20 protein-coding genes and 2 tRNA genes are annotated in these 25,740 nt (G+C 65.6%); 7 read left to right on the top strand and 15 right to left on the bottom strand.

Going from position 1 to position 25,740, the window contains the following annotated elements:
* Window positions 1-3,120 precede the first annotated feature (3,120 nt).
* The 8 genes from QMX96_RS12815 to QMX96_RS12850 all read right to left on the bottom strand — a co-directional run bounded on the left by QMX96_RS12815 (window position 3,121) and on the right by QMX96_RS12850 (window position 15,417).
* Window positions 3,121-3,894, bottom strand: a complete 774-nt coding sequence (locus QMX96_RS12815; RefSeq protein ID WP_043860114.1) for an enoyl-CoA hydratase — start codon at window positions 3,892-3,894, stop codon at window positions 3,121-3,123.
* A gap of 14 nt (window positions 3,895-3,908) precedes the next feature.
* Window positions 3,909-5,036: an acyl-CoA dehydrogenase gene (locus tag QMX96_RS12820; RefSeq protein WP_043860115.1), complete on the bottom strand. Its 1,128-nt coding sequence runs from the start codon at window positions 5,034-5,036 to the stop codon at window positions 3,909-3,911.
* A gap of 8 nt (window positions 5,037-5,044) precedes the next feature.
* Window positions 5,045-6,238, bottom strand: a complete 1,194-nt coding sequence (locus QMX96_RS12825) for an acetyl-CoA C-acyltransferase (RefSeq protein WP_058541898.1) — start codon at window positions 6,236-6,238, stop codon at window positions 5,045-5,047.
* 14 nt (window positions 6,239-6,252) lie between these two features.
* On the bottom strand, window positions 6,253-7,020 hold the full coding sequence (locus tag QMX96_RS12830; protein ID WP_213607283.1) for an SDR family NAD(P)-dependent oxidoreductase: 768 nt from the start codon (window positions 7,018-7,020) through the stop codon (window positions 6,253-6,255).
* 9 nt (window positions 7,021-7,029) lie between these two features.
* Entirely contained in the window at window positions 7,030-8,682 is a 1,653-nt protein-coding gene (locus tag QMX96_RS12835) for an AMP-binding protein (protein ID WP_282361871.1), read from the bottom strand.
* Between the two features lie 136 nt (window positions 8,683-8,818).
* Window positions 8,819-13,387 (bottom strand): NEL-type E3 ubiquitin ligase domain-containing protein, encoded by a 4,569-nt coding sequence (locus tag QMX96_RS12840; protein ID WP_282361872.1) that lies wholly within the window; start codon window positions 13,385-13,387, stop codon window positions 8,819-8,821.
* A gap of 82 nt (window positions 13,388-13,469) precedes the next feature.
* Window positions 13,470-14,483: an AraC family transcriptional regulator gene (locus tag QMX96_RS12845; RefSeq protein WP_043859675.1), complete on the bottom strand. Its 1,014-nt coding sequence runs from the start codon at window positions 14,481-14,483 to the stop codon at window positions 13,470-13,472.
* 73 nt (window positions 14,484-14,556) lie between these two features.
* Window positions 14,557-15,417 (bottom strand): LysR substrate-binding domain-containing protein, encoded by an 861-nt coding sequence (locus tag QMX96_RS12850; protein WP_116053428.1) that lies wholly within the window; start codon window positions 15,415-15,417, stop codon window positions 14,557-14,559.
* A gap of 112 nt (window positions 15,418-15,529) precedes the next feature.
* Here QMX96_RS12850 and QMX96_RS12855 point away from each other — a divergent pair, with 112 nt between their 5' ends.
* Both QMX96_RS12855 and phnX read left to right on the top strand, forming a co-directional pair.
* Entirely contained in the window at window positions 15,530-16,636 is a 1,107-nt protein-coding gene (locus tag QMX96_RS12855) for a 2-aminoethylphosphonate--pyruvate transaminase (protein WP_282361874.1), read from the top strand.
* 49 nt (window positions 16,637-16,685) lie between these two features.
* Window positions 16,686-17,513, top strand: a complete 828-nt coding sequence (gene phnX, locus QMX96_RS12860) for a phosphonoacetaldehyde hydrolase (RefSeq protein ID WP_258662481.1) — start codon at window positions 16,686-16,688, stop codon at window positions 17,511-17,513.
* A 101-nt stretch (window positions 17,514-17,614) separates the two neighbouring features.
* Here the strand turns inward: phnX and QMX96_RS12865 are convergent, their stop codons facing one another.
* A complete protein-coding gene (locus QMX96_RS12865; RefSeq protein WP_282361875.1) occupies window positions 17,615-18,169 on the bottom strand; it encodes an NAD(P)H-dependent oxidoreductase in 555 nt (184 codons plus the stop codon).
* Between the two features lie 147 nt (window positions 18,170-18,316).
* Between QMX96_RS12865 and QMX96_RS12870 the strand changes: the two genes are divergently transcribed.
* Window positions 18,317-18,535 carry a hypothetical protein gene (locus tag QMX96_RS12870; protein ID WP_043859680.1) on the top strand — a complete coding sequence of 73 codons (219 nt, stop codon included), beginning with the start codon at window positions 18,317-18,319 and terminating at the stop codon, window positions 18,533-18,535.
* 111 nt (window positions 18,536-18,646) lie between these two features.
* On the opposite strand, the gene QMX96_RS12875 is transcribed toward QMX96_RS12870, so the two are convergent.
* Both QMX96_RS12875 and QMX96_RS12880 read right to left on the bottom strand, forming a co-directional pair.
* A tRNA-Val gene (locus QMX96_RS12875) sits at window positions 18,647-18,723 on the bottom strand.
* Between the two features lie 157 nt (window positions 18,724-18,880).
* Window positions 18,881-18,957, bottom strand: a tRNA-Val gene (locus QMX96_RS12880).
* Between the two features lie 204 nt (window positions 18,958-19,161).
* Here QMX96_RS12880 and QMX96_RS12885 point away from each other — a divergent pair.
* On the top strand, window positions 19,162-20,445 hold the full coding sequence (locus QMX96_RS12885) for an FAD-binding oxidoreductase (RefSeq protein ID WP_043863032.1): 1,284 nt from the start codon (window positions 19,162-19,164) through the stop codon (window positions 20,443-20,445).
* An 18-nt stretch (window positions 20,446-20,463) separates the two neighbouring features.
* Here the strand turns inward: QMX96_RS12885 and QMX96_RS12890 are convergent, their stop codons facing one another.
* Window positions 20,464-21,201 (bottom strand): peptidase C39 family protein, encoded by a 738-nt coding sequence (locus tag QMX96_RS12890; RefSeq protein WP_123752231.1) that lies wholly within the window; start codon window positions 21,199-21,201, stop codon window positions 20,464-20,466.
* 156 nt (window positions 21,202-21,357) lie between these two features.
* On the opposite strand from QMX96_RS12890, the gene QMX96_RS12895 reads away from it, so the two are divergent.
* A complete protein-coding gene (locus tag QMX96_RS12895; protein ID WP_167400240.1) occupies window positions 21,358-21,531 on the top strand; it encodes a hypothetical protein in 174 nt (57 codons plus the stop codon).
* Between the two features lie 82 nt (window positions 21,532-21,613).
* Here QMX96_RS12895 and QMX96_RS12900 read toward each other — a convergent pair whose 3' ends face one another.
* Together QMX96_RS12900 and QMX96_RS12905 are read right to left on the bottom strand one after the other, a co-directional pair.
* A complete protein-coding gene (locus tag QMX96_RS12900; RefSeq protein WP_043863034.1) occupies window positions 21,614-22,372 on the bottom strand; it encodes a TerC family protein in 759 nt (252 codons plus the stop codon).
* Window positions 22,373-22,403: 31 nt separating this feature from the next.
* The gene (locus QMX96_RS12905) at window positions 22,404-22,658 is read right to left on the bottom strand and encodes a hypothetical protein (protein WP_043863035.1); all 255 of its coding nucleotides are present in this window, start codon (window positions 22,656-22,658) and stop codon (window positions 22,404-22,406) included.
* 115 nt (window positions 22,659-22,773) lie between these two features.
* Between QMX96_RS12905 and nhaR the strand changes: the two genes are divergently transcribed.
* On the top strand, window positions 22,774-23,679 hold the full coding sequence (gene nhaR, locus QMX96_RS12910) for a transcriptional activator NhaR (protein ID WP_043863167.1): 906 nt from the start codon (window positions 22,774-22,776) through the stop codon (window positions 23,677-23,679).
* Window positions 23,680-23,921: 242 nt separating this feature from the next.
* Window positions 23,922-25,133: a serine/threonine transporter SstT gene (gene sstT, locus QMX96_RS12915; protein ID WP_043863036.1), complete on the top strand. Its 1,212-nt coding sequence runs from the start codon at window positions 23,922-23,924 to the stop codon at window positions 25,131-25,133.
* A gap of 66 nt (window positions 25,134-25,199) precedes the next feature.
* Here the strand turns inward: sstT and QMX96_RS12920 are convergent, their stop codons facing one another.
* Window positions 25,200-25,709: a DUF1993 domain-containing protein gene (locus QMX96_RS12920; RefSeq protein ID WP_043863037.1), complete on the bottom strand. Its 510-nt coding sequence runs from the start codon at window positions 25,707-25,709 to the stop codon at window positions 25,200-25,202.
* Window positions 25,710-25,740: the final 31 nt, after the last annotated feature.

Raw genomic sequence — 25,740 nt, forward strand, 5'->3', positions numbered from 1 at the left:
AATGCTGGACTCCTCGAACAGGTAGTTGCCCTGCTGGGCGCGAAAGTTTGCCAGGGTTTTAAGCTGGTTCAGTTGCGCATGGCTTTCCCGCGCCTTGGCCAGCCCCTGCCCGTGCCGTCGCAGATCATCCACATAGCGCTGCAATCGCTCGGCCGAGGGCTGCGGCTCCTGTTTCACCACCTCGTCCAGATCGCGCTTGAGCTGCAAGGCGCTGGCCTGGCGCACCGGCTGGTAGTCGTCCAGTTCCTTCTGCAGAACCTCCACGCGAGCCTGGTTGGCCAGGCGCAACTGCTGGATGCGCCGATTCAGCGGCATGCCGCCACGCAAGCGCAAGCCCAGGTCGAATTGCCAGCTGCCATCGGCGGCGTGCCGCAGCCAGGGCCCGGGAGGCTGTTGCGCGTCGCGGATTCGCAGGCCGGCATCCTCCTCCACCACGGGGTAGACCTGCCCGCTGACACCCACCCACAGACGGTCCTCATGCAGGTACAACCCCTGCCAGGGCCCGTGGCTGATCGGTGCCCCCAGCCCCTCGCGGCCCTGCACGCGCTGCAGGGGCACCAGCCGCGCGCGCTGTTCGCCGCTCAGTCGGTCCGCCGCCGCTGCCCAGCTGAAATCCAGGCTGTCCAGCGCCTGGCCCGAGGGCGAAGCAAGGGCATGGCCGAACTCGGGCTCCAGCACCTGGGCCAGCGGCGACTCGCCCCTCTGCGCAGGGGTTGAGAGCTTGAGCCGGGTGGTGTCGGTCCTGCTCGCCAGCAACGTCAGCGCCAGGTTGAACAACCATCCCGCCAGCTGCCCGTCACCCTCGCTCTGGTGTTGCTGCAAGGTATCGCGCAGGCCTGCCGTCAGTTGCACCAGCCAGCCGGCCACCGCAACCGGGCCATTGCACAGTGGCAACAGCGTGTTGAACATCAGCCAGCCCAGTTCGGCATAGGCCGCCCAGCGCTGTTCGCTGGATGACTGCGAGCCGGCCCGGGCGCGGGCCACCAGTTCCTGGGCGCAGCTACGGTACAGATGCACCAGCGGGTCGCCGTCGATCAGCGCGTCGCTGAACGACGCCGGGGCCGGCACCTGAAGGGGAGCGAAGTCCGAGCCAGGCAGGAAGCGCACCGTATGCGGCTGCTCCAGCCCGCCACGCGCGTACACCGGCTGTGCCTTGGCAGGCAGCCGCGCCAGCAGATCGTCGTGCAGCGCGCCGGGCTCGCACAACCGCTCGAACAAGGCCTGGCGCGAGCTGAACTCCTGCAGCGGCTCGCGGTGCAGTGGGCGATACAGCAGGCACGGCCCCTGGCGCGGGTCGCGGCCCTCGACCAGGTAAGCATTGAGCGCGACATCGGGGTGTGCACCCGCCTCGCGCAACAGGCCCAACGGACGCAGCACCGCGTCGGTTTCCTCGCCACGGCACAGTGCCATGACACGCCGGGCACTCAGTGCACTAACCCCTTCGCGTTGACGCAGGTAATACTCCAGCACCAGCATCGGCAGTTGTTCGCGCAACTGATCGACGAACAGCTGCTGGCGACTGGCCGACTGCACAGGGTCATCCAGCAGGCTGTGCTGCAACAGGTCCGGGTAGGTCTGGCCCACGTCCAGGCGGGTGACCTGGGCCTTGATGAATGCAAGATCCAGCCATGTCGGCAGCACTGCGCCGCTGCGGCTGCGCAAGGTGACGCTGCCTGCCCTGAGCAGCCCCAGGTTGCCCACCGCCAGTTGGGCCAGGTTCAGCGTCACCTCGCGAATGCTGCCCGCCGGGGCAAAATCCCCCCCACTGCCGCCGGCGCCGGCAATCACCTGGCGGTTGACCAGCTCGACATCCTCCAGCTCGGCACGGGTGAAGCCCGGGTGCCCGGCACGCACCGCCGCCTGCCACTGGGCCCAGGCGTACTCCGGCATGCCGGGCAGGTCATGCAGGAACGACTGCCCGCCACTGCGCTGCTGCACCCGCGCCAGGCGCACCAGCATCTCGGTGTACTGCAGGCGCGGCGCATCGTCAGCGTCGCGCAACCACGTCGGCAACAGCCCGCGCAGGCTGGCCAGGGTCTGGCGCTCGCTCACATCGCACACCTGCACCAGCGAGGTGGCTTCGTCCAGGCGCGCGACCAGCGTCTGCACCGGGTCGACCTGCGAATCGAGAGGTGCGGCGGCGATGGCATCGATCAGGCGCAATTGCTGTTCGAACAACAACCGCGCCTGGGCCTGGAAAATCGACAGTTCGGTCTGGTACAGGTTGAGCTTGAAGGTGCCCGAAGCCTGCGCGCCCCAGCCCCTGGCCAATGCCTCCAGCAGTGCCTGGCGCGAATCGAAGCGATACAGCCCACCCGCCAGGGTGTAGAGCACCACGACAGTGCGCAACTGGCCGAGCACCTGGCGCTCGATCAGCACCGCGCTGGCCAGTTCAGGGTCCAGCCCGCCACCGGGTTCGGCATCCAGGCACAGCAGCGACACGCGTACATCCGCGCCGTTGCCGAACTGCGCGCGCTGCGTCGCCCGTGGATAGATGCCGACCATCGTCGCCGTGGCCAGCTCCAGCCCGTCCAGCACGCCAGCCCCTCGGGCCAGTTCGCAGGCACTGGAAAAACGGCTTTTGAGGTAATCGGCCAGCCAGTCCCAGCGCGCGGTCTGGCCCGGCTCGGCCTGGCCCCAGTAACGGCTGAGCACACGCTTGTATTCATCGAGCAGCAACGGCCCGCATTCATTGAGCAGGGTTTCGACCGCGTGCAGGTCGACATCGGCGGCCTGCGGATACTCGGCGCCGCGCTGCAGGGTGAGGTAGTCCAGCCCGCTGGCCAGGTTGAGGCAGGTGCGTTCGCAATAGCGCCGTATCAGGGCATCGGCCAGCGAATCGAGCCGCGCGCCCTGCCCCGGCCGTCCCCTGACCAGGGTCAAGGCCGATGGCGCCGGGCCCTTGATCCCGCGCACCTGCCATTGCTGCGCGCACACCTGCGCAGCCACGGCGTGCAACGAGGGCCGGGTGACCATCTGGCGGCCGATGGGGCCGCACAGCGAAGCGTGTGTGGCCAACTGCCCGAAAAGCGTATCTGCTGCATCCATGATGCGACTTCCTTGTGAGTAAAGAAGCCGCAGTACAGCGTCACGCCCTGCCGGGCAGGTGGTAGATGTTGCTCAGCGGTCCTTGAACTGAGCCTCGCGCTTGGCGATGAACGCCGCCATGCCTTCCTTCTGGTCTTCGGTGGCAAACGCGGCATGGAACACCCGGCGCTCGAAGCGCACGCCTTCGGACAGGCTCACCTCGAAAGCACGGTTGATGCTCTCCTTGACCATCATCGCCACCGGCACCGACTTGCTGGCGATCTGTGCCGCCACCTTGAGGGCCTCCTCGAGCAGCTGCTCCTTGGGCACGATACGCGCCACCACGCCGGCACGCTCGGCCTCCTCGGCCCCCATCATGCGCCCGCTCAGGCACAGCTCCATGGCCTTGGCCTTGCCCACCGCGCGGGTCAGGCGCTGGGTGCCGCCCATGCCCGGCAACACGCCCAGGTTGATTTCAGGCTGACCGAACTTGGCATTGTCGGCGGCCAGGATGAAGTCGCACATCAGTGCCAGCTCGCAACCACCGCCCAGGGCGAAGCCGGACACCGCGGCGATGATCGGCTTGCGGCGGTTGGCGATGCGGTCGCTGTCGCTGAACAGGTCGTCGATGTAGATCTGCGGGTAGCTCAGCTCGGCCATTTCCTTGATATCGGCACCGGCGGCGAAGGCTTTCTCCGAACCGGTCAGCACCACGCAGCCGATGTTCGGGTCGGCTTCGAGCTGGTCCAGCGCCTGGTTCAGCTCGCGCACGATCTGCGCGTTGAGGGCGTTGAGCGCCTGGGGCCGGTTGAGGGTGATCAGGCCGACCTTGCCACGGATGTCCAACAGAATGGTTTCGAAACTCATGCAAGCTGCTCCCTTCAAAGATTGCGCGCAATGACCATGCGCTGAATGTCGCTGGTGCCTTCGTAGATCTGGCAAACCCGCACGTCACGGTAGATCCGCTCCAGCGGGAAGTCGCTCAGATAGCCATAACCGCCCAGGGTCTGCAAGGCATCGGAACAGACCTTTTCGGCCATTTCCGAAGCAAACAGCTTGGCCATCGAGGCCTCCACCAGCGCCGGGCGCCCGGCATCACGCAAGGCGGCGGCATGATGCACCATCTGCCGGGCCACGGCGATGCGCGTGGCCATGTCGGCCAGGCGAAACGCCACCGCCTGGTGTTCGATCAGGGGCTTGCCGAAGCTCTCGCGTTCGCGCGCATAGTCACGTGCCACCTCGAACGCGGCCCGCGCCATGCCCACCGATTGCGCGGCAATACCGATGCGCCCGCCTTCCAGGTTGGCCAGGGCGATCCGGTACCCCTCGCCCTCCTCGCCCAGGCGATTGGCCAGCGGCACACGCACGTTCTCGAAGACGATCTGGCAGGTATCGGAGGCATGCTGGCCGAGCTTGTCCTCCACCCGCGCCACCTGGTAGCCAGGCGAGTCGGTGGGCACGATAAAGGCACTGATGCCGCGCTTGCCGGCTGCCGGGTCAGTCACCGCGAACACGATCACCACGCCGGCATTCTGCCCCGAGGTGATGAACTGCTTGCAGCCGTTGAGCACATAGTGATCGCCCTCGAGGCGCGCACGGGTTTTCAGGCTGCTGGCATCGGAGCCCGCCTGGGGCTCGGTCAGGGCAAAGGCACCGAGCATCGCGCCCGTGGCCAGCGGCGTCAGAAACTGCTGCTTCTGCTGCTCGCTGCCGAACTTGAGGATCGGCACGCAGCCCACCGAGTTGTGCACGCTCATGATGGTCGAGCAGGCACCATCGCCGGCGGCGATTTCCTCCAGGGCCATGGCGTAGGCGACATAGCCGGTGTCGCTGCCGCCCCACTGCTCCGGCACCAGCATGCCGAACAGGCCCAGCTCGGCCATCTGCTCGATAGCCTCCCGCGGGAAGCGGTGCTCGCGGTCCCACTGCTCGGCAAAGGGCCGCAGGCGCTCCTGGGCAAACTGGCGAACGGCGTCGCTGATCTGCTGTTGTTCATCGTTGACTAGCATGGTGCACCTCAGTCCAGACACTCGACAGCCATGGCCGTGGCCTCGCCACCGCCGATGCAGATGGCCGCTATGCCGCGGCGCAGGCCCTTCTGGCGCAGCGCGGCAAGCAGGGTCACCAGAATACGCGCGCCCGATGCGCCGATGGGGTGGCCCAGGGCGCAGGCGCCGCCGTGGATGTTGACCTTGTCGTGGGGCAGGTCCAGCTGCTTCATCGCCGCCAGGGTGACCACCGCGAACGCCTCGTTGATTTCGAACAGGTCGACCTCGGCCAGGCTCCAGCCGGTGCGCTTGAGCAGCGCATCGATGGCGCCGATCGGCGCGGTGGGGAACAGTGCAGGCTCGTCGGCGAACGCCGCATGCCCGTGGATCACCGCCAGTGGCTTGAGGCCGCGCTGCTCGGCCTGGGACCTGCGCATCAGCACCAGCGCCGCCGCACCGTCGGAAATCGAGCTGGAGTTGGCTGCCGTGACCGTACCGCCTTCGCGAAACGCCGGCCTGAGCTGCGCGATCTTGTCCAGGCGGGCCTTGGGCGGCTGTTCGTCGTGGCTGACCAGGCGGGTCTGCCTGCCCTCGGTCACCTCCACCGGCACGATCTCGGCGGCAAAGCTGCCGTTCTCGATCGCCTGTTGCGCACGGGTCAGCGAGGCAATCGCAAAGTCGTCCTGAGCCTGGCGGCTGAAGCCCTGGGCCTGGGCGCAGTCCTCGGCAAAGGTGCCCATCAGGCGACCCTTGTCGTAGGCATCTTCCAGACCGTCGAAAAACATGTGGTCGATGACCTTGCCGTGCCCCATGCGGTAGCCGCTGCGCGCCTTGTCCAGCAGGTACGGGGCGTTGGACATGCTCTCCATGCCGCCGGCCACCACCACCTCGGCAGTACCGGCCAGCAGCAGGTCATGGGCCATGATCGCGGCTTGCATGCCCGAGCCGCACATCTTGTTCAGGGTGGTGCAGGTGGTGCCCTTGTCCAGGCCGGCCCCCAGGGCCGCCTGGCGTGCCGGGGCCTGGCCGAGACCGGCCGGCAGCACGCAGCCGAACAGCACCTGGTCGACGCTGTCGGCAGCCACGCCCGCACGCTCGACGGCTGCGCGAATGGCGGCAGCGCCCAGTTGCGGTGCAGTCAGGCTTTTGAGATCGCCCTGCAGGCCGCCCATGGGCGTGCGCACGGCGCTGACGATTACGATGGGATCATGGGACATGCTCATGCGGTTCTCCTGAATTACTTGGCAGCCATGCGCAAGGCACCGTCGAGGCGGATCACCTCGCCGTTGAGCATGCTGTTTTCAATGATGTGACGCGCCAGCGCCGCGTACTCCTGCGGGCGGCCCAGACGCGGCGGGAACGGCACGCCGGCCGCCAGCGAGTCGCGTACTTCCTGGGTCATGCCGGCCATCATCGGGGTTTCGAAGATGCCCGGCGCGATGGTCATCACGCGGATACCGAAGCGCGCCAGTTCGCGGGCGGCCGGCAGGGTCAGGCTGGCAATCGCGCCCTTGGAGGCAGCGTAGGCCGCCTGGCCGATCTGCCCGTCATAGGCGGCGATGGAGGCGGTATTGATGATCACCCCGCGCTCGCCGTCGGCGTCGGCACCGCCTTCGGCCATGGCCGCTGCCACCAGGCGCAGCAGGTTGAAGCTGCCGATCAGGTTGACGTTGATCACCCGGCTGAAGCTGTCCAGGCCGTGCGGCCCCTGCCTGCCCAGGACCTTCTCGGCGCCGACGATGCCGGCACAGTTCACCAGCCCGTGGAGGCTGCCAAAGGCGCTGACGGCTGCGTCCACGGCGGCCTTGGCCGGGGCCTCCTGACTGATGTCGGCCACGGCGAAACGGGCCTTGTCACCCAGGGCTTGCGCCTTGGCTGCAACGGCCTCGCCGTTAAGGTCCACCAGCATCACCTGGGCACCGGCGCCGATCAGCATCTCGGCGGTGGCGGCGCCCAGCCCGGAGGCGGCGCCGCTGACGATGAAGTTCTTGTTGGCAATTTGCATAAGGGGTCCTCAGGCGCTGGCGACGGGCGCCGGCGCGGTGTGTTGTTTGGCTATTTCCTGATTGCGCAGGATGAAACGCTGCAGCTTGCCGCTCGGGGTCTTGGGCAGCTCGCCGACAAATTCGATTTCGCGCGGGTAGGCATGTGCATAAAGGCGCTGGCGCACATGCTGGCGCAGGTTTTCGGCCAGCTCCGGCGTGCCCTCCACGCCGCTGGCCAGCACCACGAACGCCTTGATCAGTTCGGTGCGCTCCGGGTCCGGCTTGCCGACCACGGCGGCCTCGATCACCGCCGGGTGCTCGATCAGCGCGCTTTCCACATCGAACGGCCCGACCCGATACCCGGAGGTGGTGATCACGTCGTCGCTGCGCCCGACAAAGCTGATGCTGCCGTCCTGGTTCAGCTCCACCGTGTCGCCGCTGAGGTAGTACTTGCCGACGAAGGCCTTGGTCTGCACCCCGTGGTAGCCACCGAACCAGCACAGCGGTGACTGCTCGCGGTCCACCGCGAGGATGCCGGGCTGGCTGGGCGGCAGTTCGTGCTGCTGTTCATCAAGCACAACGATGCGATGACCCGGGATGGCAAAGCCGGCCGAGCCCAGGTGCACCGGGTGACGCAGGCCGTGGTGGTTGCACAGCACCATGCCCAGTTCGGTCTGGCCATAGTGATCGTGGATGGTCACCTGCAGGTGTTCGGCGAACCAGCGGATCACTTGCGGGTTGAGCGGTTCGCCGGCGCTGCTGACCACCCGCAGGCGGCCCTTGATCGGCTCGGCGAAGGCCTGGCCGGCAGCGATCAGCATGCGATAGGCCGTGGGCGACCCGGCCAGGTTGGTGATGGCGTACTTGTCGATCACCCGGCAGGTACTTTCGACACTGAACGGGCCGTCGAAGAAGGTGGTGGCCTGGCCCAGCGCCAGCGGCCCGGTGACGGCGTAGTACAGGCCGTAGGCCCAGCCGGGGTCGGCCAGGTTCCAGAAGTTGTCTTCGGGGCGCAGGTCGATGGCGTCGCGCATGTAGCCCTGAAACGCCACGATGGCCCGCAACGGCACCTCCAGCGGCTTGGCCGGGCCGGTGGTGCCGGAGGTGAACATCAGCAGGAAGGGGGCCTCCCCGGACAACAGCACAGGCGCGCAGTCGGCGCTGGCAGCGTCGAGGGCAGTGTGAAAATCCAGGTCGCCGCTGCCGGCCTGGGCATCGACGGTAATGATCCGCGCACAGCCCTCGACCTCGTCGAGCTTCGGGCGGTTGGTGCGGTCGGTGACCACCACGCGGGCGCCGGAACTGTGCAGGCGGTGCTCGATGGCCTTGGGCCCGAAGGCAGTGAACAGCGGCTGGTAGACTGCCCCCAGGCGCCAGGTGGCGAGCACCGTGACCAGCAGCTCGACGGTGCGCGGCAGCAGCCCCGCCACCCGGTCGCCCGGCCCCACGCCCTGCGCCTTGAGCACATTGGCCAGGCGTGCGGCGCGCTGCTGCAGGTCGGCAAAGGTGTACTGCGCGCAGGCCCCGTCGTGGCGCTCCCAGTACAAGGCCACGCCGCCCTCGGCGGCGTGCCGGTCGCAACACTCGACGCAGGCGTTGAGCGCACCCAGGTTGCCCGCCAGCACGGCATCGGCAGTGTGCAGGTAATCGAAAGCACGCTGCGCGTCGTGGTAATCACGCATTGCCAGACTCCTCGTTTCTTATTGTTGGAATAGAACGAATGATCTGACGATAGTCGCGCCACCAGCGCGCAGCGACAATGGCCAAAGCTGTCAATCTGGATGACTGGTTTGGCCACTGCCTGCACAGCCCCCAGCGCTAGCCCGCAGGCGGCGCGGCAGCCTCCAGCGCCGCCTGGGTCAGGCGCAATGCCAGCGCCTGCACTGCCGCCTCGCGTTCGCTGCGCAATGCGTTCATTCGCGTCAGGTACACCCCTTCCTGCAGCGTGCCCTGTTGCGCGGCCAGCACCTCGAGTCGATCCCAGAACGGTTGTTCGACCTGCTCGAACTCGCCTTCGTGAGCCTGGCGCAGGTAGGCCAGCCAGAAATCCCGGCCGCTGATGAACGTTGCCAGCTGGTCGGTCTGCTCGGCAGCCAGCACGACCCGCTGGGCCTCGTGTATCTGTGCCGGGGCCACGGCGGCCACTTCGGCGAACTGCATGTTGCGCGGTTGCCCGGGCAGGTCCAGTGCAGCGGCCAGACGGGTGCGATAGGCCAGGCTCACCTCGACCTCGTCCACCCCACGCGCCTCCTGCGTCCTGGCCTGGATGTCGGCACGCGCGAACTGTTCGACCTGTTCAAGACGAAACAGACGCCGCGCAAAGGCGAGCAACGCTTCGCCCTGCTGCTCGTTCGGGCTGTCCGCGCGCACGGTCTGAAACAGCAAATACCGCACTTCGAGCGCACTGTAGGTGGACGACACGCTGTCCACGCACGTGGTCGGGCTGGCCGCCAGTTCGAACAGTTCCTCGCGCAGCGCCGTGTGCTGCGCCATCGCCTCGAGCATGCGCCACACGCGCTGGTCCAGTTCGGCCCGGGTATGCTGGAAATCCGCCGACCCGGTCAGTTCGGTCAGCAACTGGAAGAAGTCTGCGGCGCCAGGCTCTGCAATCAGGCTGTCCCAGTAACGGCTGCGCACATCCAGCTGCGCCTCGTTCGCCAGCTCCAGCCACATTGCGCGGGCTTGCGCAGTCGTTTCAGCACGTACCATGACACCAGCCGCAGCCTCCACCACGGGCAGCAACTGCTGCAGATCGTTGATGCGGTCCCAGGTGGCTTGCGGCAGGGGGTTACGCTGGAGCAGGTAGATGTTCAGCGACTCGGGCACGAAGAACGTCTCCGGCAACTGGGTGATGAGGTTGTCGCGCAAGTCGACCACATCCAGAAACGGACATTCGAGCAACCCGGTCGGGAACAGCTGCAGGCGCGTACTGCGCAACCACACGTGGCGCAAGTTGTACATGCCGGCCATGTTCGGCAGGATCTCGATGGGATTGTTGTCCAGGTTCAGCACTTCAAGCCGATGCAGGGACGCAAGGGTATTGACCCCGGTGTTGCGCAGGTTGATCTGGTTGAGGTTCAGGTTCACCTCACGCAACCAGTTCATGCCGTTCAAGGCAGGCGGTATGCGCCCGAAGCGGTTGTTGGCCAGGTTGAGCCAGCGCACGCCGACAAAGCGTTGCAGGAAGCTGTTCGACAGCTCGGTCAGCCCCATGCCCACCAGGCTCAGGTCTATCACGTGGGAAAAATCGATACCGGCCCCCAGCGGCGGCAGATGCCCCACCGGCATCGCCACCAGGTTCAGGCGATAGCCGATCAGCGTGCCACCCCCATTGGTCACGCGATCGGTCTGTCGTCGCCAGCACCGGCGCAGCTCATCGGCCACCAGGCGTCGCCACTCGCGGGACTGGCCAAAGACCTCCCGACACCACAGCTGCAGGCTCGCATCGAGGCGCTGGTACTGGTCCAGCAGGCGCATCAGTGCCGTCATCGGTTCAACCGAGCCCCCCTGCAGTTCGGTCAGAAGCACATCGATCTGGAGTTGGTCATAGCCCGGGAACAGCACACGCACCACACTGACCAGGGACCGTCGTGTCGCACTGCCCCGGCCACTGAGCGGATACCCGATGCGACCGTCGGGCAAGCGCTGGGGCGGGCTGAAGCGCCCGGCCGAGCGCGCCTGTCCGATCAGTTGCGCGGCCTCGGAGGGATTGGCCAGGGCCCGCGCAGCCAGGGCCTGGCGCATTTGTGCCGCGCTGTCATGACGCGTCCAGCCCAGGGCGCGACGCTGCTCGCGCGTCAGGCAGCAGGCAATCGCCTCGAACATCCCCTGGGGCGCCGGTATTTCGTCGTCGAGCTCGTAGCCTTCAGTGTCGTACACCGAAAACTGCCCGTCGCGACGCACCAGCACGCGGGTCTGGCGGGTATCGCTGAGTGACAACTGGCGCTCGATCACCCGCCCGCTGGACGAACCTTCGCGCAGCTCCAGGTTCAGCCCGTCGGGCCAGGCCGGCATGCGTCGCAGCAAGCCGAAGGCCAGGCCCACGCTGTCGTCACTGTGCACGTTCTGCAGGCACAACCCCTCCAGCGCCCTGCTCAATCGCGCCTCACGCAAGGTGTGGCGTGCCTGCTCGGCGACCGCCAGGGGAATGCGCCGAGTCTGATCCATCATCTGGCGCTGCGTGGCATCGGCCTGCTCTGCCAGCGCCTGGGCATAGCGTCGCGCCAGCCCGGGAAAGTCACGTTGCAACAGGCTCACACGGCTATCGGCAGCGGTCAGCGTGGCCGCCTCAAGGTACTCGAACAGTTCGAAGCGCAAGCGCGGCATCTGCTCCCAGATGTGATCGAGCTCCGAGTCCTGCCCCGCGTCTTCGACACCCTGCAGATGCTCCCTGCAGAAGGCATGGAGCTCAGGGTCCAGGCCCTGGGCATCGGTTTGCCGGTGCAGGCGCTCGAAGAATGTCGAGATGCGCGTATCGATACCGAAGCGGACCAGGGTATCGCGCAGGCGAACCGGCATGCCCCGGTTCTCCACGTGCAGGCCGCGCAAACGCGCCTCGTCCATACCGGCAATCACCATGACCTGGTCGATCTGCGCATCGCTCAGCCCTTCGGCCAGCGGGCCCAGGCGCCGCATCAGCAGGGCATTGCCCGCCCACTGCAGCGCATGCTCGCCAGGAAGGCGCCAGGCGCCTTCGCCATTGGTTTCCAGGCCGGGCGAGTAGGCTTCGGCACGCTGCGGGTGCACCATAACCCAGCGCCCATCGCGCTGCTGAACCTGATAGGTCTGCCCTTCATGCCTGAGCCACAGCGCGCCTGCATCCTCATACAAGCCATCGCCGCGCGGCACCAGGGTTTCAGGCAAAGGGTGGGCATGACGGTAGCTTGCCAGGTCTTCGTTCCACAGCCTGTATTGGTCCGTGCTGCGCACTATCGGCATGAGGCCGTCGACGAAGGCCGACCGTTTGGCCACCGCCACCAGGCCCGCCACACCCGCCCCTGTTGCAACGCTGGCCAGCACGTTTTCGGCCACGCCGGTCAGATGCGCCAGGGCCTCCTTGCGCTGGCCCTTGCTCCAGTCGACGGCGCCCTCATAGACCTCGCCCAGCAACTGCCCGACGCTACTGAGCAGCATGATCTGGGCAACCCCGGGGACGAACGAGGCCGCTATGCCGAGCAGGGTTTCACCTGCGGCCAGGTAGGCCTCGCGACGTGCTTCGGCCAGCGCATCGTCGACCCTGGCCGTAGGCACGGCAAGCACCGCTGCGTCGGCCTTGAGCCGGGCGATACGCCATTGCGCAAGGCTGGCGAACAACTCTCCGGCCAGCGGGTAATCGAGCAGCTCCAGGTCCGGGCGCGCCGCGTCTCGCTGCGCCTGCCAGGCCGCGCCGAAAGCTGCACGCTCCTGCAGGCTGATCAGGCTCTGGAAGTAGCTCAGGTAATCAGCCGATTTCAAGGCCAGGCCCAGATCGGTTGCACAGGCATACCAGGTCGGATACTGACGCAGCGGGCGCTGCGGATCGCCAGGCAGAAACACCACCACCTGGCGCACCAGGCCGGCCTCGGTCCAGCGTATCGCCCCCTCCAGGGGTTCGCCACGGGCCAGAAAGGCGACCGCGCCCTGTACCTGCTGCCCCAGCACCTCGATGCTGCGCACCCTTACCGGGTGCTCGGCGTAAGTCACCTGGCTCGCCCCGTCGACCACCTGGCGCAGCATGCGGTAGGCCACCTCGTCGATGTCCTTTTTCAGGTAGCCGACCTGGGCGGCCACATCCAGCTGATCGCGCTGTTCGCGGGCCAGCAGCGCATGGCGCTGGCGCTTGAGTGCGTCATCCGGCGGGTCGAGCACACTGTCCAGATGAGCCTGATACTTCTGGCCCAGGTCCAGCGTGCGGCACAGGCCGGCAAACCGCTCGGGCGCGACGCCCAGTGCCTGACCCGCAGACACGATCGCCGTGCCGCGAAAGAATCCCCAGTAGCCGCCGGCAGTCTCGCTGAAGTTCTGCAGGGCACGCTGCAACAGCGGGCTCTGGATCTCGATCGCCTCCAGATAAGGCATGGGCGTGACCGAAAGCCCCGGGCGGTACTGACGCAGGCGCACTTCCTTCCAGTGCGCCGCACGCGTGTCCAGTTGCAGCCCCAGGGTGTCGCGCAAGGCCTTGTCCAGCAGGGGCGCAGCGAACACGTCGGGCGACTGCAGGAGCTGGAACAACTCGGTCAACGCTTCAAGCGACGCCTGATGCCGGATCAATGCAGCGCTCACTGCGCGCGCCTGGTCCCTGGATGCCGTGCGCAGCCAACCCGGCAGGCGTTCGGCGATGAATTGATCGAGAATGGTGGGATCGTCTGTGGTGCCGGTGGTTTTGCGGGTGCTCGAGGTCGGGCTCATGGCGCCTGCTCCATCAAGGGGTGGGCACCCAGACTAGGAACAGCCCCGCCGGCAAGGGAGCGGGAAGGCTTGCCTCGCGGCCTCAGCCCGAACCCAGCACGAGGCTGCGGTAATGCCCGGGGTTGCACCCCGACCACTTGCGAAAGGCCTTGTAGAACGAACTGGTGTCGGCAAACCCCAGGCGTTCGGCGATCTCCACGTAGCTGACCTGCGCATCGGCCAGCCAGCCGATGGCCAGCTCGCGGCGCACGCTGTCCTTGAGGGCCTGGTAGGTCTGGCCCTGCTCGGCCAGGCGTCGACGCAGGGTGGAGGCCGACAGGCACAGCTGCTGGGCCAGTGCCTCGGCATCCGGCCACTGGCTGGCGGGCAACTGGCGCAGGTCGTCGCGGATCCGCCGCGCCAGGCTGGTGGGGTCGCGGTACTTCACCAGAATGTTGGCCGGCGCCTCGGCCAGAAAACGCTGCAGCTCTTCGGGTGTGCGCCTGAGCGGCAGGTCCAGGCAATCGGCAGCGAAAATCAGCCGCGTGCGTGGGCGCTCGAACTGCAGGTTCTGTGAAAACATCACGCGGTAGTCATCGCAGTAGTCCGGCTCGGCGCAGCGCAATTCGATGGCCAGAATCGGAATGCGCCGACCCGCCAGCCAGCAGGCCACACCATGCACGATCATCCAGAAGGTGAAATAGGTGAAGGGGCGGCGCGGCGCCTCGGCGGGTTCGCCGATCACGATTTCAGCCAGGCTTTGCTGGCGCACCAGCACCGGGTGCAGGTGCTCGAGCATCAGCGACAGAAACCCCAGCGCGCACTCCAGGCCCGCGCCCAGGGTCGGCTGGGCCATGGACGAGCGGCAGATGAACGCCAGGCTGCCGCTGCGCAGCCCGCGCGGGTCCATGCAGAAGAACTCGTCGTTGCAGCGACGCGCCAGCAGCCGCCACAGCCGGGCATAGGCACTGGCCGGCACGCGGGCCTGGGGCTGCTCCAGTTGCTGCGGGTCGATCCCCACCCGCTGCAGCAACGCCGCAGCCGCCGCGCCGGGTGCGCTGCTTTGCAACAGGGCCTCGCGCACCAGTTGCATGGAGATGGTGTCTTTCTCCTTCATCGACCCTCACTCGTGTTGCAGGTGGTGTGTGCCGGCCATCTTAGGGGGCCGACGGCAAAACGCCAACGCCGTGTCATGCCGATGACGCCAGCCCGAGAAAGGCCTGGATCAGGCGCAACTCGCGGCGCCGCTCCAGGCAACCGAGCATGTGCTGGTTGACCAGCCCTGGCCCCTCTATGGGCCGGGCCACCACCCGCGGATCGTGGCTGGTCTCCATCGACGAGACGATACCCAGCCCCAGCTGCGCGGCCACCGCCTCGGTCACCGCTTCGCGGCTGTCGAGCTCCAGCAGCACCCGTGGCTGCACCCCGGCCCGGGCACAGGCCTGATCGAAGGTGCGCCGGGTGATCGAGCCGGGTTCGCGCAGCACCATGATCTGCTGGTCCAGTTCGGCAAGGGGCAACTCGGGGCGGCTGGCCCAGCGATGGCCGGCCGGCAGCAAGGCACAGATACGCGACGGGCCCAGGGCCTGCAGGTGCAGGCCCTTGCGCGGTTCGACCTCGGTCAGCACGGCCACGTCGGCATGCTCGGACAGCAGCGCCGCCAGGGTTTCCTGGGCATTGCCCAGACGCAGGTTGACCGTGATGCCGGGGTAGCGCACGCGCAGCTGGGCCAGCATCGGCATGACCTGGTGTGGCCCGTCGGCGGCAACTTCCAGGCGCCCGGTAAGCAACTGGCGGTTGGCTTCGAGCATCACCTGCGCCTCCTCGGCCAGGCCGAACATCGCGCGGGTGATGGCGGCCAGGCGGGTGCCCTCCTCGGTCAGCTCCACACGCCGCGCAGTGCGCCGCAGCAGGGTGATCTGGTAATGCTCCTCGAGTGCCTTGATGTGCCCGGTGACCGCTGGCTGGCTGATGAACAGGCGCGCGGCAGCGCGAGTAAAGCTGCCCTCGCGGGCCACCGCATCGAAAGCGCGAAGCTGGAACAGGTTCATATCTATCGGCCTGACTTATGGTTGGCATAACGACAAACAATTTGATTGATGAAGCGCGCAATTGCAACGTAGGCACCGTAGTTTCAGCCCACCGCTTGCGAGGAGCATCGCCATGACCCACACCCCCGTCCTGCTGACGCCGGGCCCCCTGACCACCTCGGCACGCACGCGGCAGGCGATGATGCTCGACTGGGGCTCATGGGACCGCGAATTCAACACCTTGACCGCCAACCTGTGCCAGCAGTTGCTGAGCATCGTCAATGGCCACGCCAGCCACCACTGCGTGCCACTGCAAGGCAGCGGCACCTTCGCCGTGGAGGCGGCCATCGGCACGCTGGTGCCCCGTGACGGCAAGGTGCTGGTACTGGTCAACGGCGCCTATGGGCAGCGCCTGGCCAGGATCTGCCAGGTGCTGGGCCGCGCATTCACCATCTTCGAGACCGCCGAAGACCAGCCCACCACCGCCGCCGATGTCCAACGCCTGATCCGCGCCGATGCCAGCATTACCCACGTGGCGCTGATTCACTGCGAAACCAGTACCGGCATCCTCAACCCGCTGGCGCAGATCGCCCAGGTCGTCGCCGATCACGGCAAGCGCCTGATCATCGACGCCATGAGCTCGTTCGGCGCCCTGCCGATCGACGCGGCCCAGGTGCCTTTCGACGCCCTGATCGCGGCGTCCGGCAAGTGCCTCGAAGGTGTACCGGGCATGGGCTTCGTGTTCACCGACAAGGCCGCACTGGCTGGCGCCGAGGGCAACTCGCCGTCGCTGGCCTTGGACCTGCATGACCAGCATGCCTACATGGCCCGCACCGGCCAGTGGCGCTTCACCCCGCCCACCCACGTGGTGGCGGCGCTGCACGAGGCGCTGCTGCAGTACCACGAGCAAGGCGGCCTGGCGGCGCGCCACCAGCGCTATGCAAGCAACTGCAAGACCCTGCTCGACGGCATGGCGGCCATCGGCTTGCGCAGCTTTCTGCCCGCTGCCATCCAGGCCCCGATCATCGTCACCTTCCACGCCCCGCGTGACCCGCGCTACCAGTTCGCGGACTTCTACGAACGGGTCAAGGCCAAGGGGTTCATCCTCTATCCCGGCAAGCTGACCCAGGTCGAGACATTCCGCGTGGGCTGCATCGGCTGCGTCGGCCCCCACGAGATGCGCGCCGCGGTTCGGGCCGTGGCCGATGCGCTGCGGGAAATGGAAGTGCTGCACATCTGATTCCGTTTTATCCCCCTTTTCTGCGGTATACCGAACAAGGAACGCAATGATGAACTACAGCAACCCCACACAGCTGCAAGCGGCCATTCTCGACTGGGCCGGAACCGTGGTCGACTTCGGCTCGTTCGCCCCCACGCAGATCTTCGTCGAGGCCTTTGCCGAATTCGATGTACAGGTGTCCATCGAGGAGGCCCGCGGCCCCATGGGCATGGGCAAGTGGGACCATATCCGCACGCTGTGCGACCAGCCGCAGATTGCCGAGCGCTATCGCGCGGTGTTCGGCCGCGTGCCGAGCGATGATGACGTGACGGCGCTCTACAACCGCTTCATGCCGCTGCAGATCGAAAAGATCGCCACCCATTCGGCGCTGATCCCCGGCGCACTGCAGACCATCAGCGCTCTGCGCCGGCAGGGCCTGAAGATCGGTTCGTGCTCCGGCTATCCGAAGGTGGTGATGGACAAGGTAGTGGAACTGGCTGGGCACAATGGCTATGTGGCCGACCATGTGGTGGCCACCGACCAGACCCCCAACGGTCGCCCGTGGCCGGCCCAGGCGCTGGCCAACGTGATTGCGCTGGGTATCGACGATGTGGCGGCGTGCGTGAAGGTGGACGACACCGTACCGGGCATTCTGGAAGGGCGTCGTGCCGGCATGTGGACCGTGGCGCTGGTGTGCTCGGGCAACGCGCTGGGGCTGACCCATGAAGGCTACCTGGCGCTGGATGCCGAGCAACTGGCCAGCGAGCGTGCGCGCATTCATGCACTGTTCGAAGGGTCACGCCCGCACTACCTGATCGACACCATCAATGACCTGCCGCAGGTGGTGGAGGATATCAATCGGCGTTTGGCGCAGGGTGAGATGCCGCAGGGGGTATAGACCGCGTTGGGGCTTTCGCCGGCAAGGCCGGCTCCTGCAATCGGCAAGGCGGCTCCTGCAGGCCAGGAGCCGCCCTCGCCAGCCAAGGGCGCGCCTGGGCCCTATGCCAGGTGCCGCGCCACCCACGCCGCATAACTGTCGATGAAGCTCTGCAGAAACGGCCGGGTCTTCTCCGAAAGCTTGCCATGCTCGGCGAACAGCGTCGCCGCCCCACCCACATAGGCCTCTGGCTGCTGCATGCAGGGCACATCGAGAAACACCAGGGACTGGCGCAGGTGGTGGTTGGCACCAAAGCCCCCCACCGCCCCCGGCGACACACTGATCACCGCCCCCGGCTTCTTGCTGAACACGCTCTGCCCATACGGGCGCGAGCCGACGTCGATGGCATTCTTGAGCACGCCAGGCACCGAGCGGTTGTACTCGGGGGTCACGAACAGCACCGCGTCGCTGGCACGCACCTTGTCGCGAAAGGCCTTGTAGGCTGCCGGTGGGTCGGTGTCGATATCCTCGTTGTACAACGCCAGCTCGCCAATTTCGACGATACCCAGCTTGAGGCTGGCCGGTGCCAGCTCTGCAAGCGCCCTGGCGACCTTGCGGTTGATCGACTCCTTGCGCAAGCTGCCTACCAACACCGCAACCGAATAGACCTGGCTCATGACCACGCTCCAACCTGATCGACATAGAGAAGTGGTAGTTATAGACGCTACGGCGCGGCCCACAGGTTTTTTTCCAGGGGGACTAAACTTCCCAGGCAAAACAGTGGTCTATGGCCCATAGAGAACATTTCAGAGGGCACACGCCAAATGACAGCAGTACTGGTCGGACAATTTCATGCTCGGGATGCTGAAGGACGCATCTACCCCGTTCATGAATTTCAGGAAGCCACCCTGCAGGCCGATGGAAGTGCCGACTCCTTGCCGATCACCAGCTATCGCCTGGCCATCGGCGATCGGGTCAACCACCTGGGCGAGGATCGCTTCGAGCTGGTACAGAGCGGCGTGGAGATCACCCGTATCCCCTGATGCACCGCGCGGCCCGAGCAATCCGGCCGCGCCCTTTGCTTCAGGCAAACAAAAAGGGCGACCCTTGCGGGTCGCCCTTTTTGTGTTACCGCCAGCAGGGGCGGTGATGTTTGGTAGGCACAATTGGATTCGAACCAACGACCCCCACCATGTCAAGGTGGTGCTCTAACCAACTGAGCTATGTGCCTGCTGCGGGGCGCATTCTACTCAGGTTCAAGCCCCCTCGTAAAGCGAAATGTACAAAAAAATCAGCAGCTTTGCCGCGCCCATGAAAACGGCCCAAACGAAAAAGGCGACCCTCTCGGATCGCCTTTTTCGTGTACCGCCAGCAGGGGCGGTGATGTTTGGTAGGCACAATTGGATTCGAACCAACGACCCCCACCATGTCAAGGTGGTGCTCTAACCAACTGAGCTATGTGCCTGCTGTGAGGCGGCATTCTACGCAATCGACGCAGCGTGTCAATACTTTTTTTCACGCTAAGCCACTGAATACTAATATTTTTTACCCCAGCCCGGGTTTGCGCGATTTTTACCGTCTGGCTGGCGGGTGTTTATTATTGTTGATACGATCTGCACAATCGTAAAAAATATAGAACATACAACTACAAACCCTGAGGTGCCCGCACATGGCCAACACCCCCTACCCCCAGTCGTATTACGCCGCATCGGCCAACCCCGTCCCGCAGCGCCCGAGCCTGCAGGAAGAAGTACAGACCGACGTCTGCGTGATCGGTGCGGGTTACACCGGCCTGTCCAGTGCCCTGTTCCTGCTCGAGAACGGTTTCAGCGTCACCGTGCTTGAAGCCGCCAAGGTCGGCTTCGGTGCCTCTGGCCGCAACGGCGGTCAGATCGTCAACAGCTACAGCCGCGACATCGACGTGATCGAACGTACCGTCGGCCCCAAACAGGCACAGCTGCTCGGCCAGATGGCCTTCGAGGGCGGGCGCATCATCCGCGAGCGCGTGGCCAAGTACAACATCCAGTGCGACCTGAAGGACGGTGGCGTGTTCGCCGCCCTGACCAAAAAGCAGATGGGCCACCTGGAATCCCAGCAACGCCTGTGGGAACGCTACGGCCACACCCAGCTGGAACTGATGGACCAGCGCCGCATCCGTGAAGTGGTCGCCTGCGACAGCTACATCGGCGGCATGCTGGACATGAGCGGCGGCCATATCCACCCGCTCAACCTGGCCCTGGGCGAAGCCGCCGCAGTGGAATCGCTGGGTGGCAAGATTTACGAACAGTCCCCGGCCATCCGCATCGAGCGCGGTGCCAACCCGGTCGTGCATACCCCGCAGGGCAAGGTGCGCGCCAAGTTCATCATCGTGGCGGGCAACGCCTACCTGGGCAACCTGGTACCGGAACTGGCCGCCAAGTCGATGCCATGCGGCACTCAGGTGATCACCACCGAGCCGCTGAGCGAAGAGCTGGCACGTACCCTGCTGCCGCAGGACTACTGCGTGGAAGACTGCAACTACCTGCTCGACTACTACCGCCTGACCGGCGACAACCGCCTGATCTTCGGCGGTGGCGTGGTATACGGCGCGCGTGACCCGGCCAACATCGAGGCGATCATCCGCCCGAAAATGCTCAAGGCCTTCCCGCAGCTCAAGGACGTGAAGATCGACTACGCCTGGACCGGCAACTTCCTGCTGACCCTGTCGCGCCTGCCGCAGGTAGGTCGTCTGGGCGACAACATTTACTACTCCCAGGGCTGCAGCGGCCACGGCGTCACCTACACCCACCTGGCCGGCAAGGTGCTGGCCGAGGCCCTGCGCGGCCAGGCCGAGCGTTTCGACGCCTTCGCCGAACTGCCGCACTACCCGTTCCCGGGTGGCCAGATGCTGCGCGTACCGTTCAGTGCCCTGGGCGCGTGGTACTACAGCCTGCGCGACCGCCTGGGCGTGTAAGCCGGCAACCCCGGGCCGTCACTGCCCCACGGCATTGACGGCCTGGCGGGCCGCCTGCTCCTGGCCTGCCTGGGCCAGTTCATTGGCGGCCTTGAGCCAGCGCTGGCGGTCCACCTGGGCCGGCAGTTGGCCGGGCGGCTGCACCAGCACCGCCCAGCTCCCCTCCTTCTTCCAGGCTGCGGCGAAATCGTCGAAGTCCATCAGCAACCGCCGATTGTTGCCCGCACGCAGCAGCACCCGCGACTTGTAGCGGTCATAGCCCACCAGCAGGGCATAGCGCGGCTCGCTCCAGAACGCCGAACCTTCCTGATAGCGCAACAGCACCGGATTGCCCGCGGCCACCTGGGTCAGCAACGCCGGCAGGGTGCCGTCGAGCAGGTACACCACCATGCCGTACTGGCGTGCCACGGTCGCTACCGAGGCCTGCAGCCTGTCGACACCTTGTGGCAGTTGCAAGGGCCCTTCGAGCAGGCCGGGGGTGATGCGCACCCCCTGCTGCGAGAGGATCGCGGCCAGCGCCATCGGCGCGCTCTGGTTGGCGTTACCACGGTAGAACGGCACCGCGCCCAGTTCCACGCGCTGGGGCAGGCTGTTGAGCTGGGATGAAGGCTGGCTGGCGCAACCGGCCAGGCTGGCGGCCAGCAGGCAAGCCAGCAGCAGACGATGGGACACGCGACGTTTGGGGGCGGTGGGCAACATGGACACTCGCTTGTGCTGATGCCGGGCAGACGACGCCCGGCCCTGGCTTGCGATCATAGGCTGGCGCAGGCCTGCGGTATAGCCCGCGGCACGCTTAGAGCGAACTGAACCAAGGCGCTGGACCACTGGTCAACCGTCTGTCACAGACGATGGGCTAGACTGAGCTTGTGTCCGAATGGCGAGTGCAGCTTGCCCAGTCGAAGGAGGCACGCAATGAGTCTGACGATGGGAATCTTTCTGTTGATAGGCACGTGGCTGGTGGTAGCCGCAGCCATGCTCTGGGGGGTGTTGCGCATCGCGCGCCGCCACCATCTGCACCATCCGCAGCCGACCAGGGCTGCATCCGAGGCACAGCGGCACGCTCGCCGCCACGCCAACGCGCACTGACGCGACACTGCATAACAACCTTCGCCGATAACGCCGGCGTCTGCAGGTGCGTCCTGCAGAGCCGACGTCGCTGGCGAAGCGGTCAGTCAGGTTTCGCTTGCAGCGCCTCGCGCCGCTCGCGAGCCCGGCGCGACATGATGTTGAGCACCTCGATCGCGGTGGAGAACGCCATCGCCGCATACACATAACCCTTGGGCACATGGGCACCGAAGCCTTCGGCGATCAGGGTCATGCCGATCATGATCAGGAAGCCCAGGGCCAGCATCACCACGGTAGGGTTGTCGTTGATGAACCGGGCCAGCGGGTCGGCGGCCACCAGCATCACGATCACCGCACTGATCACCGCGATGATCATGATCGGCAAGTGCTCGGTCATGCCCACGGCCGTGATGATGCTGTCGATCGAGAACACGATGTCCAGTACCAGGATCTGCCCGATCGCCGCAGCAAAGCCCAGGGTCACGGTAGACGACGCCTTGGTCTCTTCCTTGGCACGCGGGTCGACGCTGTGGTGAATCTCGGACGTCGCCTTCCACAGCAGGAACAGGCCACCGGCGATCAGGATCATGTCCTTCCACGAGAAGGCATGGCCGAACACGTCCACCACCGGCTCGGTAAGCTGCACGATCCACGCCACGGTGCTGAGCAGGCCCAGGCGCATCACCAGCGCCATGCTGATACCGATGCGCCGTGCCTTGGAGCGGAACTGCTCAGGCAGCTTGTTGGTGAGAATCGAGATGAAGATCAGGTTGTCGATGCCCAGCACGATCTCCATGGCCACCAGGGTAGCCAGGGCCACCCAGGCGGTCGGGCTTGCAGCAAGTTCCAACAGGTATTCCATGAATCAATCCTGAATCAGTGTGGGTAAAAAATCAGATTTCCCGGGCGCTGTCGTCGCGCTCGGGTTTGTCCTGGGCCTCATCGGGCTTTTTCGCCAGGGGCGAACCGGTCGCGTCGCTGAGCGCCTGCTGGGCGGCATCGTTGGTCTTGTCGATCGCTTCCTTGGCCGACTGGGCAGCCTGGTTGAGCATCTGCTGGGCAGATTTTTCCGCCTGCTCGCAACCGCTCATGGCCAGCAGCGCCAGCGCCATCACCAGGGGTGTGCCAATCGATTTGAAATACAGCATGGGTTCCTCTCTGAAGGTCTTGCCTTGATAGCGACGCATTCTAAAGAGACTGAAACATCCGGAAAATTCGTATTTTCAGCAGTTATACTTCGGTTTTTACGAATCGGAGATGCACATGCTCAACTACCGACAACTGCATTACTTCTGGGTCGTGGCCAAGACCGGCAGCATCGTGCGTGCCGGCGAGCAGCTCAATCTCACCCCGCAGACCATCAGCGGGCAGATCAGCCTGCTTGAGCATAGCTACGGTATCGAATTGTTTCGCCGTGTGGGACGCCAGCTCGAACTGACCGAGACCGGGCGCCAGGCCCTGTCCTACGCCGAGCAGATGTTCCAGATTGGCGGCGAACTGGAAGCAGTGCTGCGCGCCCAGCCCGATGAGCAGCAGATTCTGTTTCGCGTGGGGGTGGCCGACGTGGTGCCCAAGTCGATCGTGTACCGGCTGCTGGCGCCGACCATGGAGCTGCCCGACCCGCTGCGCCTGACCTGCCGCGAGGACAAGCTCGAACGCCTGCTGGCAGATTTGGCAGTACAGCGCCTGGACATGGTGATCTCCGACAGCCCGATGCCCAGCCATCTCGACATCAAGGGCTACAGCCAGAAGCTCGGGGAGTGCGGCATCAGTTTCTTCGCCACCCCGGCACTGGCTGCCCTGCATCCGGCGCCCTTTCCTGTCGGCCTGCAGCATGCACCGATGCTCATTCCCGGCCAGGAGACGGTGGTGCGCAGCCGGCTGCTGCGCTGGTTCGCCGAGCAACAGTTGCAGCCGCGCATCGTCGGCGAATTCGATGACAGTGCGCTGATGCAGGCATTCGGGCAGTCGGGCAGCGGCATCTTCATCGCCCCCAGCGTGATCGCCGACGAGGTCTGCCGCCAGTACGGGGTGGAGTTGATCGGCCAGACCGATGCCGTCACCGAGTCGTTCTATGCCATTTCGGTAGAGCGCAAGGTCAAGCACCCGGGCATCGTCGCGATCACCGAAGGTGCCCGCCGCGAGCTGTTCAACTGGCCTGCGCCCTGAGAGACACACGGCACCGACATCACATCCCGGGCCTAAACATTCCACGGCCCGAACCGTCGATAGAAGGACGCGCCGACGCATCGCGACAACACGCCCCACCTACCGCCAGGCAGTGTGCTGCGGTCAGGGCCCGCGTGCTGTGCTAAAGTCCCGCCCCTTTCGCCGCAGGGCTTGCCCGCGGCATGCCTTTGCTACGCTATCCGGGCCTCCCGGACCTTGCACAAGAACGAGAAACACCTGTCATGACCCCACTTCTGAACCTGTTGAACCGTACCAGTCTGGTACTGCAGATCGTGATCGGCCTGGTGGCCGGCATTGCCGTGGCGCTGCTCTGGCCAGCCGCCGCGCTGAACCTGGCATTTATCGGCAAGGTATTTGTCAGTGCACTCAAGGCGGTGGCACCCATTCTGGTGTTCATCCTGGTGATGGCTTCCATCGCCAACCACAGGCACGGCCAGGAAACCCATATCCGCCCTATTCTGGTGCTCTACCTTTTCGGCACCTTTTCCGCAGCGGTAGTGGCGGTGGTCGCCAGCATGCTGTTCCCCTCCCAGCTGGTGCTGGCCACTCACGATGTGGCGATGAGCCCGCCTGGTGGCATCAGCGAAGTGCTGCAAGGCCTGCTGCTGAGCGTGGTGGCCAACCCGGTGACCGCGCTGATGGAGGCCAACTTCATCGGTATCCTGGCCTGGGCGATCGCCCTGGGCGTGGCTATCCGACATGCCGGTGAAACCACCCGCACCGTGGTCGACGACCTGTCCAAGGGCGTAACGCTGATCGTGCGCATGGTCATCCGTTTCGCGCCTCTGGGGATCTTCGGCCTGGTGGCTGCGACCCTGGCCGAATCCGGCCTGGGGGCCCTGCTGGGCTACCTGCACCTGCTGGCGGTGCTGATCGGCTGCATGCTGTTCGTGGCGCTGGTGATGAACCCGCTGATCGTGTACTGGAAAATCCGTCGCAACCCATTCCCGCTGACGCTGCTGTGCCTGCGCGAAAGCGGCATCACCGCGTTCTTCACCCGCAGCTCGGCCGCCAACATTCCGGTCAACCTGGCCCTGAGCGAAAAGCTCGGGCTGCATGAAGACACCTACTCGGTGTCGATCCCGCTGGGTGCGACCATCAACATGGCCGGCGCGGCCATCACCATCACCGTGCTGACCCTGGCGGCGGTGCATACCCTGGGCATCAGCGTCGACCTGCCCACGGCCATCCTGCTCAGCGTGGTCGCCGCCGTGTGCGCATGCGGCGCCTCGGGGGTGGCGGGCGGCTCGCTGCTGCTGATTCCGCTGGCGTGCGGCCTGTTCGGCATCCCCAGCGAGGTGGCCATGCAGGTGGTGGCGGTAGGCTTCATCATCGGCATCCTGCAGGACTCGGCCGAAACGGCGCTCAATTCGTCCACCGACGTGCTGTTCACGGCCGCCGCGTGCGAGGCCGAGGAACGCCAGGCGAGCTGATCCTGGCAGGCATGAAAAAGCCCGGCAAGGCGTTGACCTTGCCGGGCTTTTTTCATGCCTGGGTAATCAGAACGCGCCCATGTAGTCGCGCTTGCCGATTTCCACGCCATTGTGGCGCAGGATGGCGTAGGCCGTGGTCACGTGGAAGAAGAACTGCGGCAGGCCGTAGGTCAGCAGGTAGCTCTGGCCGGTAAAGCGTTTTTCTTTCGGCGTACCCGGACGGGTGATGATCTCGATGCCTTCCTTGCCGTCGATCTGCTTCGCTTCGATCTGCTCGACGAAGGCCAACACCTTGGCGATCAGCGCCTGCAGCTCGGCAAAGGTGGTTTCAGTGTCGTCGTACTTGGGCAGTTCGACCTCGGCCAGGCGGGCCGAAACCCCCTTGGCGAAGTCCACGGCAATCTGCACCTGGCGAACCAGCGGGAACATGTCGGGGTACAGGCGCGCCTGCAGGAAGACATTGGCGTCGATATTCTTCGCCTCGGCGTGCGCCTGGGCCTTGCCCAGCACATCGCTCAGGGCATTGAGCATCTGCTTGAAAACGGGAACAGAGGCGGCGTACAGGGAAATGGTCATGACAGTCTCGCTGGGTGATGGATTGAGCGTG

Origin of the sequence: Pseudomonas sp. PS01300 (assembly GCF_029960155.1) — a bacterium.
GTDB lineage: Bacteria > Pseudomonadota > Gammaproteobacteria > Pseudomonadales > Pseudomonadaceae > Aquipseudomonas > Aquipseudomonas palmensis.

Excerpts from the sequence above, each read along its gene's own strand:
- QMX96_RS12815 (WP_043860114.1), bottom strand. The coding sequence starts at position 3,894 with ATGAGTTTCGAAACCATTCTGTTGGACATCCGTGGCAAGGTCGGCCTG.
- QMX96_RS12820 (WP_043860115.1), bottom strand. The coding sequence starts at position 5,036 with ATGCTAGTCAACGATGAACAACAGCAGATCAGCGACGCCGTTCGCCAG.
- QMX96_RS12825 (WP_058541898.1), bottom strand. The coding sequence starts at position 6,238 with ATGAGCATGTCCCATGATCCCATCGTAATCGTCAGCGCCGTGCGCACG.
- QMX96_RS12830 (WP_213607283.1), bottom strand. The coding sequence starts at position 7,020 with ATGCAAATTGCCAACAAGAACTTCATCGTCAGCGGCGCCGCCTCCGGG.
- QMX96_RS12835 (WP_282361871.1), bottom strand. The coding sequence starts at position 8,682 with ATGCGTGATTACCACGACGCGCAGCGTGCTTTCGATTACCTGCACACT.
- QMX96_RS12840 (WP_282361872.1), bottom strand. The coding sequence starts at position 13,387 with ATGAGCCCGACCTCGAGCACCCGCAAAACCACCGGCACCACAGACGAT.
- QMX96_RS12845 (WP_043859675.1), bottom strand. The coding sequence starts at position 14,483 with ATGAAGGAGAAAGACACCATCTCCATGCAACTGGTGCGCGAGGCCCTG.
- QMX96_RS12850 (WP_116053428.1), bottom strand. The coding sequence starts at position 15,417 with ATGAACCTGTTCCAGCTTCGCGCTTTCGATGCGGTGGCCCGCGAGGGC.
- QMX96_RS12855 (WP_282361874.1), top strand. The coding sequence starts at position 15,530 with ATGACCCACACCCCCGTCCTGCTGACGCCGGGCCCCCTGACCACCTCG.
- phnX (WP_258662481.1), top strand. The coding sequence starts at position 16,686 with ATGAACTACAGCAACCCCACACAGCTGCAAGCGGCCATTCTCGACTGG.
- QMX96_RS12865 (WP_282361875.1), bottom strand. The coding sequence starts at position 18,169 with ATGAGCCAGGTCTATTCGGTTGCGGTGTTGGTAGGCAGCTTGCGCAAG.
- QMX96_RS12870 (WP_043859680.1), top strand. The coding sequence starts at position 18,317 with ATGACAGCAGTACTGGTCGGACAATTTCATGCTCGGGATGCTGAAGGA.
- QMX96_RS12885 (WP_043863032.1), top strand. The coding sequence starts at position 19,162 with ATGGCCAACACCCCCTACCCCCAGTCGTATTACGCCGCATCGGCCAAC.
- QMX96_RS12890 (WP_123752231.1), bottom strand. The coding sequence starts at position 21,201 with ATGATCGCAAGCCAGGGCCGGGCGTCGTCTGCCCGGCATCAGCACAAG.
- QMX96_RS12895 (WP_167400240.1), top strand. The coding sequence starts at position 21,358 with ATGAGTCTGACGATGGGAATCTTTCTGTTGATAGGCACGTGGCTGGTG.
- QMX96_RS12900 (WP_043863034.1), bottom strand. The coding sequence starts at position 22,372 with ATGGAATACCTGTTGGAACTTGCTGCAAGCCCGACCGCCTGGGTGGCC.
- QMX96_RS12905 (WP_043863035.1), bottom strand. The coding sequence starts at position 22,658 with ATGCTGTATTTCAAATCGATTGGCACACCCCTGGTGATGGCGCTGGCG.
- nhaR (WP_043863167.1), top strand. The coding sequence starts at position 22,774 with ATGCTCAACTACCGACAACTGCATTACTTCTGGGTCGTGGCCAAGACC.
- sstT (WP_043863036.1), top strand. The coding sequence starts at position 23,922 with ATGACCCCACTTCTGAACCTGTTGAACCGTACCAGTCTGGTACTGCAG.
- QMX96_RS12920 (WP_043863037.1), bottom strand. The coding sequence starts at position 25,709 with ATGACCATTTCCCTGTACGCCGCCTCTGTTCCCGTTTTCAAGCAGATG.